Raw genomic sequence first — 12,036 nt, 5'->3', positions numbered from 1 at the left:
GCACGACGGCCGGTCAGCGGATGCGGGCACGCACGGCGCCGGCCGCGCAGAGGATGACCGCGAGCGCGCCGATCAGCACGAGAGGGTCCAGGTCTTCGCCGAGGAGCAGCGCCGCCCACGCGATGGTGAGCACCGGTTGCAGAAGCTGGATCTGGCTCACCCGGGCGATCGGCCCGATGGCCAGGCCCCGGTACCAGGCGAAGAAGCCCAGGAACATGCTCACCCCGGCAAGATAGGCGAAGGCCAGCCAGGCCGACGCATCAGCAGCGGGCCGGCCGGAAGCGAGTCCGGCCAGCATCAGCGGCACCATCACCGGCAGCGCCACGATCAGCGCCCAGCAGATGGTCTGCCAGGAACCCAGCTCGCGGGCCAGCAGCGCGCCCTCTCCGTAGCCGATCGCCGCGAGCACCACGGCCGCCACCAACAACAGGTCGGCCGGCTGCAGGCTGCTGAGCCCGCCCGCGGTGAGCGCCACGAATCCGACCACGGCCACCACGCCGAGTCCGCTGGCCAGCCAAAAGCGCGGAGTGGGCCGTTCCCTGGCCCGCACGACAGCGACCACCGCGGTGGCGGCGGGGAGCAGGCCGATCACAACGGCGCCGTGCGCGGCCGGCACGCTCTGCAGGGCGAAGGAGGTGAGAATGGGGAAGCCCGCGATGACGCCGGCCCCCACCACGGCCAGCCGCCCCCATTGGCTGCCCCTGGGAAGACGCTGCCGGAGCCCGGCGAGCACAACGATGGCGAGAATGCCGGCTCCGACGGCGCGGCCGGCACCGACGAACAGCGGGTCGAGCTGGGCCACGGCCACCCGGGTGAGCGGCAGGGTGAACGAGAAGGCCAGCACGCCCAGCAGCCCGAAGACCAGGCCGGCGGCGGGCGACGCTTCCGGTGGCGATAGCGCTGGTGGCGACGCGTCGATAGCGCTATTCTGTATTTTCATGAAAGAGGATAGCACCCGAGCGGGTTCCGCGGACAACGAATCGGCGCACCTCGCCATCGAACGCCGTCTGCGTGCCCTGGTCGCCAGCCGGCCGGCCGGCGACCAGCTGCCCTCCACCCGCACCCTGGTGCTCGACCATGCCGCCAGCCCGCTCACTGTGCAGCGCGCGCTGCAGCGGCTGGTGCTCGAGGGCCTGGTGGAGACCCGACCGGGCGCGGGTAGCTTCGTGGCGCGGCCGCATGCCGTGCACCGGGCCGACTTCGGCTGGCAGACCACGGCGCTCGGCGCGGCCCGCACCGGTGCCGACGCGATCGGCACCGCCATGACGAGCGCCGGACCGGGCATGATCGCCCTGCACTCCGGGTACCCGGCCGAGGAGCTGCTGCCCACCCGGCTGGTGCGCACCGCCCTGGTCCGCGCGGCTCGTACCGGCACCGCCGTCGACCGGGCCCCGATTTCGGGGTTGCCGGAGCTCCGCAGCTGGTTTGCGGCGGAGCTGGCACCTGTCGGCGCCTCCGCCGCCGCCCCGCCGGCCGCCGACGACGTCGTCATCACCCCGGGCGGCCAGAGCGCGCTGTCGTCGATCTTCCGGGCGCTGGCCGTTCCGGGCGACGCGATCGTGATGGAGTCCCCTACCTACTGGGGCGCCATGGCCGCCGCCCGGCAGGCCGGGTTGCGCATCGTGCCCATCTCCCGCGGCGCCGGCGCCCCCGCGGCTGCCGACCTCGACGACGCCCTGGGCGCCAGCGGGGCCCGCCTGTTCTACGCGCAGCCGCACTTCGCCAATCCCACCGGGGCGTTGTGGAGCAGCGCCGATCGCAGTGCCATCACCGCGGTCCTCCGCGCCCGCGGGGCGTACCTGATCGAGGACGACTGGGCGCATGATTTCGGCATCGAAGCGGATGTGGCCACCCTCGCCGCCGACGACGCCGACGGCCACATCGTCTACGTGCGCTCGCTCACCAAGAGTCTCTCCCCCGCCATCCGGGTGGCGGCGGTCGTGGCCCGCGGCCCCGCCCTGGCCCGGATCCAGGTGGACCGCACCGTGGACGACCTGTACGTCAGCGGGATCCTGCAGGCGGCGGCGGTCGATGTGCTCACCGACCCGGGCTGGCGCAGCCACCTCACCCGGTTGCGTGGGTCGTTGCGCGGCCGCCGCGACGAGCTGGCCCGGCAGGTGCGCGGACAGTTGGGCGCTGACGCCCTTGAGCTGGTGCCCAGGGGCGGGCTGAACCTGTGGGTGCGCGCTGCCGACGGGGTGGACGTGGCCGACCTGGCCCGGCGCAGTCGCGCCGAGGGGGTGCTGTTCTCCCCCGGCGGCGACTGGTTCCCGGCCGAACCGACCGGTTCCTTCTTCAGGCTGAACTACTCCCGCGCCCGCCCAGAGCTCTTCGAGGCCGCCGTGGCGACCATCGCCGGACTGCTGCCCTAGGCCAGCCGCTCGACGGCGGCGAGCCACTCGGCCCAGAACAGTTTCCACCGCTCGGCCTCGTCGAACGACGCCACCTTGTCGTGCGTCACGCCCAGCCGCAGCCGCCCGTCGGGCAGCAGGTCGGTGGAGAACAGGATCGACCCCAGCGGCTCGTCCGCACGCGCGAGGGTGAATCGCAGTGCCTTCGACGCCGGCTTCGAGCGCAGCACCAGGTCGAGACCGGGAAACAGATCGGCGCGGCCACCCTCGTCGAGCAGCAGTTCGCGCAGCACGTCGCGGTCCAGGGCCAGCACCCGCGTGCGGCTCACGCTGAAGCTGCCGTCGGGCATCTGGCCGGGCAGCCTCAGGCCGGTGATGCGTTCGTAACCCACGGTCACGCCCTGCGCCCACCAGCCGTCCACACCGTGCGCGGCGTGCACCCAGGCGGCGATGGCGGTGTGCCCGGCCTGGCGGCCGGGGCCGTCGTCGATGAGATCGACCCACTCCTCCCACGCATGCCCGGTGTTCTCGAGGATCGCGTCGTCGGTCTGCACGGGCTCGGCCGCCCAGACCCGGGTGCGTGTGAAGGTTTCGTGTTCGGTCATCGGGACTCCTGTGCTCGGCACGACAATACTGGGTGTCTTCTGCCAGGTCCGACGCCGGGCACCCCGGGCGATGTGATGGCCGCGCGGAGTCCCTAGACTGAGAGCGAAGGGGGCATTTTCGGATGAGCAAGAACAAGAGCGACGAACCGCGCGACGAGTTCGACCGTATCAAGATACCCGAGTTTCTGGCCCGGCCTTTCGAGCGCCTTGCCGGCGGACCGGGCGTCGGCACGCCCATCCGGCCCACCCCCAGAGACCGGTCGGACGGCAACACGACTGTTGACGGCGACTCGGATGCCGATCTCCCCGAGGACCTCGAGGACACCGAGCCGGCACCGCGTCAGTGGTGGGCCGGCTACAAGGGCAAGCTGCTGCTCTACGGCGCGGGCACCCTCGTCATGGTCTTCCTACAGTCCCGCGGCTAACCAGCACGGTACGCCGACTACATCGCCGGTAGTACCCGGGTTCATCCGTCCAGGGGATGTCTGCGTACCCGTAATTCGCGACGATGGAGGTACCGATCCCGTTCACCCGATCGGCAGCCGCCCGTCGAGAGGAACCCCATGACCACGATCCTGCACACCCGTCCCGCCCACCGGTCCCTGCGCCCCATCGTCATGACGGCGACCCTGGTCATGGTGTCGGCCGGCACCCACGGTCCCGCCGACCTGCCCGCCGGCCCGCCCGTGGCCGTCGACCGGGTGCCTGCCCACTCCCTCGACCGGATTGCACTGTGGGCGGCCCAGCCGGCCGGGATCGACCGCGCGGCGTAGACCACCGCAGGAAGGACCGTCGGGCTCCCCGATCAGGGCCCGACCAGCAGAAGTAACACCTCATAGGTCAGATAGACCGGCCAGACGATGGCCTGGAACAGGCCCAGGATGAAGCCCCAGAACGATCCGTCCGACGTGGAGACGAAGTAGATGGCCGCTCCGACGTAAGCCAGAAGGAAGAAGAACCCCCACCCCCCGTCTCCCACCGTCACGTTGCCACGACCGTCCGATGCCATCAGATCCTCCGCTCCCGTGAGAACTCCCTGACTACCCGATGGCACACAGGGTAACCGCGCTGACCGCGAAGCGATACCGCCGCAGAGCGGCCGTCGGGTCCGATCCGATCGTCAGCGAACGGCATCGGCGAGCAGGGAGCCCGCACGACGACATCGGCGTTTACGCGATAGTGAGGGGATGCAGATCTACTCCGACTACGCCGCCCATCGCTCCCGTCAGGTCGCGGTCGACGTGATCGCCGTCGCCGCCATCGCCGCTTGGATCGGGCTCGGCGCTTTCGTCTACTCGCTGGTGATCGACCTCGCCCGGTTCGGCGAGCAGATGGAGTCCGCCGGCTCCGACTTCTCGACCACGATGACTGACATCGGCGACAGGTTCGGCGGTATGCCGCTCATCGGCGGCGGCATCCGGGCACCGTTCGAGGCCGCCAGCGGCGCGGGCCAGAGCCTGGAGGCGGCCGGCCGCAGCCAGCAGGAGGCCGTGCTGAATCTCGCCGTCGGCCTGGGGTGGGGAATCGCCGTCGTGCCTGTCGCGACGATCCTGCTGTTCTGGCTCGTACCCCGCCTGCGGTTCACGCGCCGGGCGGCCACGACACGGCGGCTGGTTCGGGCAGGCATCACCGTGGACCTGCTCGCGCTGCGGGCCCTGACGAATCAGAAGCTGTCGGTGTTTGCGGCGGTCGACGCCGACCCCGTGTCCGCGTGGCGTCGGGGCGACCCCGAGGTGATGCGCTCACTCGCCGCGCTGGAGCTCAAGGCCTCGGGGGTGCGCATCCGCTGAGGCACCATCCGTGCCCGGTACCGCGTGGTGCTGGCGGCTGCCGCCGGTGCGAGCGAGGATGGTCCCATGGTCGCAATTCTCACGGATGTCGCTCGGGAACTGTACGGCCTTCGGCCCCAGGACTTCACGGCCGCGCGCAATGCCAGGGCACAGGAGCTGAAATCATCGGATGCCGCTCTCGCCAAGCAGGTCGCGGTTTTGAAGAAACCCTCTCCTGCGGCCTGGGTGGTCAACCTCCTCGCCCGGGAGAACGTCGACGAACTTACTGCGCTCCTCGACCTCGGCGAACAGATGCGCACAGCGCAGGAGCATCTCGAGCGTGACGCGCTCAGGCGGCTCGGCGGCGAGCGCCGAGTCGCCATCGCCGCCCTCGCCGCTGCGGGCGCCGACCTCGCCGCCGGCCTCGGTCACCGGCCTACTGCGAGCGTCGTCGGCGAGGTCGAGCAGACCCTGCAGGCCGCAACGTCCGATCCTTCGGCCGCCGCGGCGATCGCCAGCGGACTTCTGGTCAAGCCGTTGCGGGCGGTCGGTTATGAGCCCGTCGACCTGGACGGTGCCGTGGCCGTGTCTGATCCGGAGTCGTGGCCGGAGCCTCGGGGCCGCTCCCGCGGCGCGGCACTGCCGGATCCCGTTCAACTCGCCGACGTCCGCCGCCGGAAGGAGGCCAGGCGGGAAGCGGAACGTCTGGAGCGCGACGCGGACGTCGCCGAGGCGGAAGTCGACGCCCTGGACCGTCGCGCCCACCGGCTCACGCTTCGCCGGACCAGCCTCGAAGCGGAGATTGCGGAGCTTCGGGAACAGCTGGATACGGCCTCCGCGGCGCTCGCCTCCGTCGTCGCCGACGAGAGCGCCCTGGCCGACGCCCGCGCCGAGGCGCACACCGCTGGGGAGGACTCCAGAACCCGCGCCCGCGACGCACGCGAGGTCGCCGACTCCCTCGAGGAGGGCGACTGATCCGGCCGGCGGCACCCGGCGAACCCATCGGTGTCTTCGGCACTCGCCGCCGGCACGCCGACCCTCGCGGCACGCCGTCGTCCGGCCGTCCCGAACGCCACAGTCTGCTGGCAGCGAACGGCGCCCACAGTCCAATCCGACGGACGTACGCTCTGGTGCCATGAACGATATCCCGGCGATGGATGACGACGGGCTGCTCGACGCCTACTCGAGAACCGTCACGGCCGTGGCCACGCGGGTGCTGCCCAGCGTGGCCAGTGTCTCGGTGCGCAGTTCCCAGGGAGCGGGAGCGGGCAGCGCGAGTGTCATCACCGACGACGGATTCCTCCTCACCAGCGCACATGTCGTCGCGGGCGCCGGCACCGCTGACGTCGGGTTCGCCGACGGCACCGGGAGCCGGGTCGACGTCGTCGGCCGCGACACCCTCTCCGATCTGGCCGTGCTGCACGCACGCGATGCCACCCCGCCGCCGGTGCGGTTCGGCGACGCCGCGCGGTTGCGCGTCGGCCAGGTGGTGGTGGCCCTGGGCAATCCGCTGGGTCTGGCCGGCAGCGTCACCGCCGGCATCGTCTCGGCGCTCGGCCGGTCGCTCCCCACCCGGTCCGGGCGGGTGATCGACGAGGTGATCCAGACCGACGCAGCCCTCAACCCGGGCAACAGCGGCGGGGTGCTGGCCGACAGCACCGGGCGCATGGTCGGGGTCAACACCGCGGTGGCGGGCATCGGCGTGGGGCTGGCGGTGCCGATCAATGTGAGCACCCGGGCGATCATCACGGCGCTGATGACCACCGGGCGGATGCGGCGGGCCTGGCTGGGCATCGCCGGCGCCCAGGTGCCGCTGCCACCGACCCTGGCGGCCCGGATCGGCTCGCCGACCGGCCTACGGGTGGCGGCAGTGTCCCCGGGCAGCCCGGCAGAGGAGGCCGGGTTGCACCGCGGCGACATCGTGGTCGAACTCGCCGGGCAGCCGGTGGTCACGGCCACGGCAGTGCAGCAGCTGATGGTCGAGGCCGCGATCGACACACCCATCGAGATCACGGTCTGGCGAAACGGCGCCCTGGTCGACGCGATCACCGTGCCGCGGGAACTCCCGGAGTCCTGACCCGGCCCAACACTGCCGGTCGATCAGGCCGCGGCGAACCGCTTCGCCGAGCGAGCCCTGGCCTTGTCCGCCTCCACCTCGCGGTTCTTGGGCGGAGCGGTCGTGACCAGGTCTTCGAGCAGATGCCGCGAGATGTGGGCGATTTCCGCGACCGCCCGGTTGAAGGCCTCCTCGTTGGCCTTCGACGGCTTGGTCGACCCGCTGATCTTGCGCACGAACTGCAGCGACGCCGCATACACCTCGTCGTCGGTGGCGGCAGGTTCAAAATTGTGAAGCTGATGAATGTTCCGACACATACTTCGAGGGTACCCAGCCGGGCCCGGCCACGGAAGTGCGAGAAAGTGTTGCGCGAAGAGCGGATTGCCCACTACGGTGATGCCTACGCCATACGACGAAAGGAGCCTCGCGTGATTACTCAGAAGATTGCATTCGCATTCCGTACCACCGCCGGCTTCGTCGGCGTCTTCACCGCCTGATCGGCCAGTAGGTAACCCACCGGTCCAGACGGTGGTGACGCTCTCGAAGCCCGACCAGGCAGCATCCGCACTCGGTGCATCCCGCACCCTCTGCATCCGTCTGCCCGGGTCACTCACCCCGTGAGCGGCGCGCACTTCGCGCGTCGCCCTCGTGCCGCCGTGCGCGGCCACCCTTCATTCGGCGACCCCGAACGCTCTTCCAGAGCGCCCGGATTCGCGAACCGTCCTCGTTAAGGAACGCATCATCATGAATACCCAACTGGCGCCCGATCCGGGCCGCCACGATCACCCACCCCAACCCGTTCGTTCGCCCGAGGCGCACCCGGTGCGCCGCGTAGGCCTGATCGATCGCGCTGCCATGCACCTCGGTGTCGCGCTGATCCGCTGGGGTCGCCGGCCCGTCAGGGCTCGTCGCCGGGAACGTCCCGCTCTCGCTCCCGAGTCGATCGCAGCCCGCCGGGAATTGGACCGGGTTCGAGACGAGCATCTGGTCCTGAAGCTGACCCAGTTCCGGTGACCGGTGCCCCCACGTCGCACCCCGACCGCGTTATGCGGGTCAGGCTCACGCGTCGGTACCGGCTTCGGATGCGCTCAGCCGCGCGGTGCCGCGTCCAGTCCAGCCCGCCACTGCGCGAGCAGGCGCGCGACGCTGCGGCTGTGCGCCCACGGCACCTCGGGCGCCTCGGTCCGCCCGTCCAGCAGGGCCAGCGACACGGCATCGGCCTCTGTCGCGAACGGGTCCACCGTCGGCACCTCCACCAGTCGGTCACGGCCATCCGCCCGCACGAGGAACGACGCGGCCGAGTCGCTGCGGCTGCCGAACACATCGGCCAGCTCGATGACCCCGGCGCTCCCGCTGAGCCTCGCCGACCGCGGCAGCTCGGCGACGATGGAGCACTCCGCCTCCGCGGAGAATCCCGCCGCGGCAATGGTCGCGCTGGCGTGTTCGTCCACGCCGGTGTCGCCGACCTCGCCCGTGGCGACGGTGACCGTCAGGTCTGCCGGGTCAACGCCGGCAGCAGCGGCGAGTGCCACCGCGAGCGATACGGGGTAGCCGCCCACGTCGAGGATCGCCCCGCCGGCCAGCTCCGGATCGAACAGGCGTCCCGATCGCTGCCCCGCCGCGAAGCCGAACGAGGCGACCAGCTGCAACGAAGTGCCGACCTCCCGGTTGGCGACGGCGGCGTCCAGGGCCCGCGCGAACGGTCCGAACCGGTGCTTGTACGCCTCGACGAACGGCAGTCCGGAGGCCGCGGCCTGGTCCAGGACCCGTTCGACCTCCGCCACGGTCGGCGCTACCGGCTTCTCGCACAGCACCGCCTTGCCGGCCCGCAGCGCGGCCACGGCGAGGTCCGCGTGGGTCGTGTTGACCGTGGAGATGTACACGGCGTCGATGTCGTCCCGGGAGAGGAGTTCCTCGTAGGTTCCGGTGACGGGCGCCCCGTACGTGGCCGCGAACGCGGCCGCCCGCTCGGCGTTGGTGCTACCGACTGCGTGCAGAGTGCCGTGCGCCGAGCCGGGCAGAGCCCGGGCGAACCAGCCGCCGATATCGCCAGGTCCTAGGATTGCCCACCGCGTAGTCTTCATTCCTCGAAGGTACCAACCTTCGGCGACGAACTTTTCCCGGTGAGGGAGCTGAATCTGTTGCGGCGGTGCGGGGTGCCCCTGGAGGGACTCGAACCCCCAACCCTTTCCTTAGGACGGAACTGCTCTTCCATTGAGCTACAGAGGCTGACCGGGAAAGTTTAGCCGTTATCCGCGCCGGTTGAGCGCAGGTACGCCGGGCTGCCCTCGTTCGGAGGCGGGCACGCCGCGACAGGAACTAGGTCGGCGGGTAGAGGTAGACCGGAACCTCGCTGATCGGCACTGTACGCGTGTGATACGCGTGCGAGCCGTTCCAGTTGTATTCCTCGAGCACAACGGTGCCGTCCCCCGGCACCGACTGCACATAGGCGACGTGGTTGTAGGTGAACCAGGCCACGGCACCCACGACGGGCGCCTTGCTGCTGGCCCAACCCTTGTTCGCCCAGGCATTGGCCCAGGCGGATGCGTTGCCGCCGCCGGGAGTCATCGTCGACCAGGTCCACTTGAACGGGCCGGTGGCGCCGGCGTCGCGGTTGAGCCGCCAGGCCACGAAGTCCACGCACTCGCGGTAGTAGTAGCCGAGCGGGGAGAACCCGCCGCCCTGGGATTCGGTGGCGGCGTCCCGCCAGGGGTAGTCGTCACCCTCGGCCCGGATGCCGACCACGGCGTATTCGGCCGCGGAGCTGCGGGTCTCTTCGGCAACCTGCTGCTGCTCGAGGTCCGCCGCGATGTTCGCCTCGATCTCGTCGAGTTCGGCCTGGCTCGTGGCGGTGAAGCTGTCGGCCGAAATAGTCACGGCGGCAGCGGCGGCGCCCACGGTGACGGCCTGGGTGTCCCCGGAGGCCTTGGCACTGAGAGCGGTCGAGCCGCCCTGCGGGGTGAACGCGTAGGCGGGCAGCGCGGCAGTGAGGAAAATGGCCGGGATCGCCAGCAGGGTAACCATCTTGGCGAACTGCTTGCGGCGCTTGACGGGCCGCCGGGCGGGACCGGTGCGGGCGCCGGCGGGTGCCGTGGACGGTGCGGAGAACGGCCGGAACCGGGCCGGGCGGACCGCACGCGGCGGAACGGTGTCGTCCTGCGCTGACGACTCGTCGGCCGAGGTGCTCGCGCTGCCGACGATGACAGCGAGGTCCGCTGACACCGACCGGATCGAAACCGGCGGTACGGGAACCGCGGTGACGGCGATCGTCTCGGCGGAAACGACAGCGGACTCGGCGGTGACGTCGACGGACTCAGCGGAAACCACAACCGACTCGGCGGAAACGATGACGGCCTCGGCGGGCACGACAACGGCCTCGGAAGAAACGACGATGGCGGAGGTGCCGGATGCCTCAGCGGCTGCGCGCTGGGCCCGGGCCTCGCGGCGCGTGGATAACGCGCCGACGCCCTCAGGCGAGCCGGCGGGGCCGGAATGAGTCACAGATAATCCTCTAAACAGCCACTACCGGAAGGGGGACTTTTCAACTGTAGGCGATGCGTGGTCGGCTGTCACGTTGAGCGTTACGTTTTCGTGACAATGGCACTATAAAGGGGTGCACATCCACAAAGTCGAGCCGAGCGATGAGACTACGCGGCGGCCGGTGCGAGGAACTCGTCCCACTGCGGCAACGGTCGTTCCACGCCACTGACCACCCAGGTGGTGCCCTGCGGCATCCGGGGGTCGAAGCGCAGGTCCCAGCCCATTTCGGCGGGTGTGCGGTCGCTCTTGAGGTTGTTGCAGCGCAGGCAGCAGGCCACGAGGTTGTCCCAGGTGTCGCGGCCGCCGCGTGACCGCGGCTGCACGTGGTCAATGGTGCTGGCGTTTTTGCCGCAGTAGCCGCAGCGGTGGTCGTCGCGCCGCAGCACTCCGCGCCTGCTGACCGGCACGGCCCGCGACCGCGGCAGGCGCACGTAACGGGTGAGCAGGATGACGCTGGGCCGCTCCCACGACTCCGTCGCCGCCCAGACCGGGTGTCCCTGGTCCGCCTGAATGATTGTTGCCTTCTGGTTCATGACGAGCACGAGTGCCCGCTTGAACGACACGACCGCGAGAGGTTCATATCCCGCGTTGAGGACCAGTGTGCGCATGCGCTCCCTTTCGAAAAAGGCTGGACGGCTTCCAGCCATTCGAACTGCTGTCTGGCGTCGACGGGGAGGAGATGCGGGCAAACAAAAGGGGCGTCGTCATCATGACAACGCCCCATGGGCTTCGGTGTGCTCGGGGCACACGACACCCAGACAGATTTGACTGCTGTGCCGCAGCGCGAAGTGTCCGCGCACATCCATGGTGTGGATCGTGCGTAGCTTGCGCATTGGCTCTCCCAAAATCCCGCAGAACATCAGGGCATCAGGTTAACCCACAAATGGTGCGCTACGAAAACGTGTCGCACCATTTGTGCTATGCGTAACCCAGTGTTTACCCGGGCGGTCTCAGGAGCGGCCAGATCAAACGGCTCAGATGCCCAATCGCACGATGTAATAGTCAGCGGTCCAGATCGGCTGCACCCGCACCGCCGCCCCTTCGTACGGCGCGTGCAGGATGTTGCCGTTGCCGGCGTAGAACCCGTCGTGGCCGTCCATGATCACCAGGTCGCCCGGCTGGGCATCCGCCAGGTCGATCCGGGTGCCGGCCGCGCCCTGTCCGGTGGAAGAGTGCGGCAGGGAGATGCCGAACTGCGCATATACGTACATCACGAAGCCGGAGCAGTCGAACCCGGCCGGGGTGGCGCCCCCGTAAACGTAGGGAACGCCCTGATATTGCAACGCAACGCTGTAGACCGACGAGAGGCTGAAACTCGGGTAGGCCGAGCTGGCCAGGTAGTCGGCCGCCGACGGGCCGGTGAACGACTCCGCATAGGTGGTCATTGAGGTCGCCGCGGCCGCTCGCGCGGCCTCGGCGGCTTCGGCGGCTTCGGCGGCTTCGGCGGCTTCGGCGGCGTCGATCTCAGCCTGCGGCGTGGCCGCGAAGGCGTCCTGGGCGACCGAGACCGAAGCGGCACCGTCATCGACGGCCACCCCCTGGGCGCCCGCCTGGGTCAGCTCGGTGGCATCCGTGGCCGCAAAGTTACCCGCGGGGTCCGCCGGGGCGAACGCGTAGGCCGGCAGCGCCATGGTGGCGACGAGGCCGGTTGCCAGGGTCATCATCACGACCGGACCCACTGTGCTGCGGAGTCTGGATCGCCTGACGGGCGCCCC

Annotated in this window: 15 protein-coding genes and 1 tRNA gene; 7 read left to right on the top strand and 9 right to left on the bottom strand. The window is 70.1% G+C overall.

Annotated features, from left to right (window positions below):
- Positions 1-13: 13 nt before the first annotated feature.
- Positions 14-940 (bottom strand): DMT family transporter, encoded by a 927-nt coding sequence (locus C3B61_RS01435; RefSeq protein ID WP_208858750.1) that lies wholly within the window; start codon positions 938-940, stop codon positions 14-16.
- Between C3B61_RS01435 and C3B61_RS01430 the strand changes: the two genes are divergently transcribed.
- On the top strand, positions 939-2,372 hold the full coding sequence (locus C3B61_RS01430; protein WP_244285799.1) for an aminotransferase-like domain-containing protein: 1,434 nt from the start codon (positions 939-941) through the stop codon (positions 2,370-2,372). The two genes, C3B61_RS01435 and C3B61_RS01430, sit on opposite strands and share 2 nt — an antisense overlap.
- Here the strand turns inward: C3B61_RS01430 and C3B61_RS01425 are convergent.
- Positions 2,369-2,956 carry a hypothetical protein gene (locus C3B61_RS01425; protein ID WP_103459252.1) on the bottom strand — a complete coding sequence of 196 codons (588 nt, stop codon included), beginning with the start codon at positions 2,954-2,956 and terminating at the stop codon, positions 2,369-2,371. The two genes, C3B61_RS01430 and C3B61_RS01425, sit on opposite strands and share 4 nt — an antisense overlap.
- A 122-nt stretch (positions 2,957-3,078) precedes the next feature.
- Between C3B61_RS01425 and C3B61_RS01420 the strand changes: the two genes are divergently transcribed.
- Together C3B61_RS01420 and C3B61_RS01415 are read left to right on the top strand one after the other, a co-directional pair.
- Entirely contained in the window at positions 3,079-3,381 is a 303-nt protein-coding gene (locus C3B61_RS01420) for a hypothetical protein (protein ID WP_103459251.1), read from the top strand.
- A gap of 138 nt (positions 3,382-3,519) precedes the next feature.
- Positions 3,520-3,729, top strand: a complete 210-nt coding sequence (locus C3B61_RS01415; RefSeq protein ID WP_103459250.1) for a hypothetical protein — start codon at positions 3,520-3,522, stop codon at positions 3,727-3,729.
- A 32-nt stretch (positions 3,730-3,761) separates the two neighbouring features.
- On the opposite strand, the gene C3B61_RS01410 is transcribed toward C3B61_RS01415, so the two are convergent.
- Positions 3,762-3,965: a hypothetical protein gene (locus tag C3B61_RS01410; RefSeq protein ID WP_103459249.1), complete on the bottom strand. Its 204-nt coding sequence runs from the start codon at positions 3,963-3,965 to the stop codon at positions 3,762-3,764.
- 178 nt (positions 3,966-4,143) lie between these two features.
- On the opposite strand from C3B61_RS01410, the gene C3B61_RS01405 reads away from it, so the two are divergent.
- From C3B61_RS01405 to C3B61_RS01395, 3 genes are all read left to right on the top strand, one after another.
- Complete coding sequence (locus tag C3B61_RS01405; RefSeq protein ID WP_088457015.1) at positions 4,144-4,746, top strand: hypothetical protein; 603 nt, start codon at positions 4,144-4,146, stop codon at positions 4,744-4,746.
- Positions 4,747-4,812: 66 nt separating this feature from the next.
- Positions 4,813-5,700, top strand: a complete 888-nt coding sequence (locus tag C3B61_RS01400) for a hypothetical protein (RefSeq protein WP_103459248.1) — start codon at positions 4,813-4,815, stop codon at positions 5,698-5,700.
- A gap of 160 nt (positions 5,701-5,860) precedes the next feature.
- Complete coding sequence (locus C3B61_RS01395) at positions 5,861-6,802, top strand: S1C family serine protease (RefSeq protein WP_241990263.1); 942 nt, start codon at positions 5,861-5,863, stop codon at positions 6,800-6,802.
- Between the two features lie 23 nt (positions 6,803-6,825).
- Here the strand turns inward: C3B61_RS01395 and C3B61_RS01390 are convergent, their stop codons facing one another.
- The gene (locus C3B61_RS01390) at positions 6,826-7,098 is read right to left on the bottom strand and encodes a DUF2277 domain-containing protein (RefSeq protein WP_103459246.1); all 273 of its coding nucleotides are present in this window, start codon (positions 7,096-7,098) and stop codon (positions 6,826-6,828) included.
- Between the two features lie 427 nt (positions 7,099-7,525).
- Here C3B61_RS01390 and C3B61_RS19380 point away from each other — a divergent pair, with 427 nt between their 5' ends.
- On the top strand, positions 7,526-7,795 hold the full coding sequence (locus C3B61_RS19380) for a hypothetical protein (protein ID WP_133159737.1): 270 nt from the start codon (positions 7,526-7,528) through the stop codon (positions 7,793-7,795).
- Between the two features lie 74 nt (positions 7,796-7,869).
- On the opposite strand, the gene C3B61_RS01380 is transcribed toward C3B61_RS19380, so the two are convergent.
- The 5 genes from C3B61_RS01380 to C3B61_RS19850 all read right to left on the bottom strand — a co-directional run bounded on the left by C3B61_RS01380 (position 7,870) and on the right by C3B61_RS19850 (position 11,982).
- A complete protein-coding gene (locus C3B61_RS01380) occupies positions 7,870-8,865 on the bottom strand; it encodes a Gfo/Idh/MocA family protein (protein ID WP_103459244.1) in 996 nt (331 codons plus the stop codon).
- A 73-nt stretch (positions 8,866-8,938) separates the two neighbouring features.
- A tRNA-Arg gene (locus C3B61_RS01375) sits at positions 8,939-9,010 on the bottom strand.
- Positions 9,011-9,100: 90 nt separating this feature from the next.
- Positions 9,101-10,282, bottom strand: coding sequence for a CHAP domain-containing protein (locus C3B61_RS01370; RefSeq protein WP_103459243.1), 1,182 nt, complete (start codon positions 10,280-10,282; stop codon positions 9,101-9,103).
- A gap of 146 nt (positions 10,283-10,428) precedes the next feature.
- The gene (locus C3B61_RS01365; protein WP_088457022.1) at positions 10,429-10,929 is read right to left on the bottom strand and encodes an HNH endonuclease; all 501 of its coding nucleotides are present in this window, start codon (positions 10,927-10,929) and stop codon (positions 10,429-10,431) included.
- A gap of 366 nt (positions 10,930-11,295) precedes the next feature.
- Positions 11,296-11,982 carry a C40 family peptidase gene (locus C3B61_RS19850; RefSeq protein WP_244285798.1) on the bottom strand — a complete coding sequence of 229 codons (687 nt, stop codon included), beginning with the start codon at positions 11,980-11,982 and terminating at the stop codon, positions 11,296-11,298.
- Positions 11,983-12,036: the final 54 nt, after the last annotated feature.

The sequence above is a fragment of the Cryobacterium zongtaii genome (genome assembly GCF_002909375.1).
Taxonomy (GTDB): domain Bacteria; phylum Actinomycetota; class Actinomycetes; order Actinomycetales; family Microbacteriaceae; genus Cryobacterium; species Cryobacterium zongtaii.
This window is presented reverse-complemented; position numbering and strand designations above follow the sequence as displayed.

Coding starts and splice junctions, on each gene's coding strand:
- C3B61_RS01430 (WP_244285799.1), top strand. CDS start 939: ATGAAAGAGGATAGCACCCGAGCGGGTTCCGCGGACAACGAATCGGCG.
- C3B61_RS01435 (WP_208858750.1), bottom strand. CDS start 940: ATGAAAATACAGAATAGCGCTATCGACGCGTCGCCACCAGCGCTATCG.
- C3B61_RS01425 (WP_103459252.1), bottom strand. CDS start 2,956: ATGACCGAACACGAAACCTTCACACGCACCCGGGTCTGGGCGGCCGAG.
- C3B61_RS01420 (WP_103459251.1), top strand. CDS start 3,079: ATGAGCAAGAACAAGAGCGACGAACCGCGCGACGAGTTCGACCGTATC.
- C3B61_RS01415 (WP_103459250.1), top strand. CDS start 3,520: ATGACCACGATCCTGCACACCCGTCCCGCCCACCGGTCCCTGCGCCCC.
- C3B61_RS01410 (WP_103459249.1), bottom strand. CDS start 3,965: ATGGCATCGGACGGTCGTGGCAACGTGACGGTGGGAGACGGGGGGTGG.
- C3B61_RS01405 (WP_088457015.1), top strand. CDS start 4,144: ATGCAGATCTACTCCGACTACGCCGCCCATCGCTCCCGTCAGGTCGCG.
- C3B61_RS01400 (WP_103459248.1), top strand. CDS start 4,813: ATGGTCGCAATTCTCACGGATGTCGCTCGGGAACTGTACGGCCTTCGG.
- C3B61_RS01395 (WP_241990263.1), top strand. CDS start 5,861: ATGAACGATATCCCGGCGATGGATGACGACGGGCTGCTCGACGCCTAC.
- C3B61_RS01390 (WP_103459246.1), bottom strand. CDS start 7,098: ATGTGTCGGAACATTCATCAGCTTCACAATTTTGAACCTGCCGCCACC.
- C3B61_RS19380 (WP_133159737.1), top strand. CDS start 7,526: ATGAATACCCAACTGGCGCCCGATCCGGGCCGCCACGATCACCCACCC.
- C3B61_RS01380 (WP_103459244.1), bottom strand. CDS start 8,865: ATGAAGACTACGCGGTGGGCAATCCTAGGACCTGGCGATATCGGCGGC.
- C3B61_RS01365 (WP_088457022.1), bottom strand. CDS start 10,929: ATGCGCACACTGGTCCTCAACGCGGGATATGAACCTCTCGCGGTCGTG.
- C3B61_RS19850 (WP_244285798.1), bottom strand. CDS start 11,982: ATGACCCTGGCAACCGGCCTCGTCGCCACCATGGCGCTGCCGGCCTAC.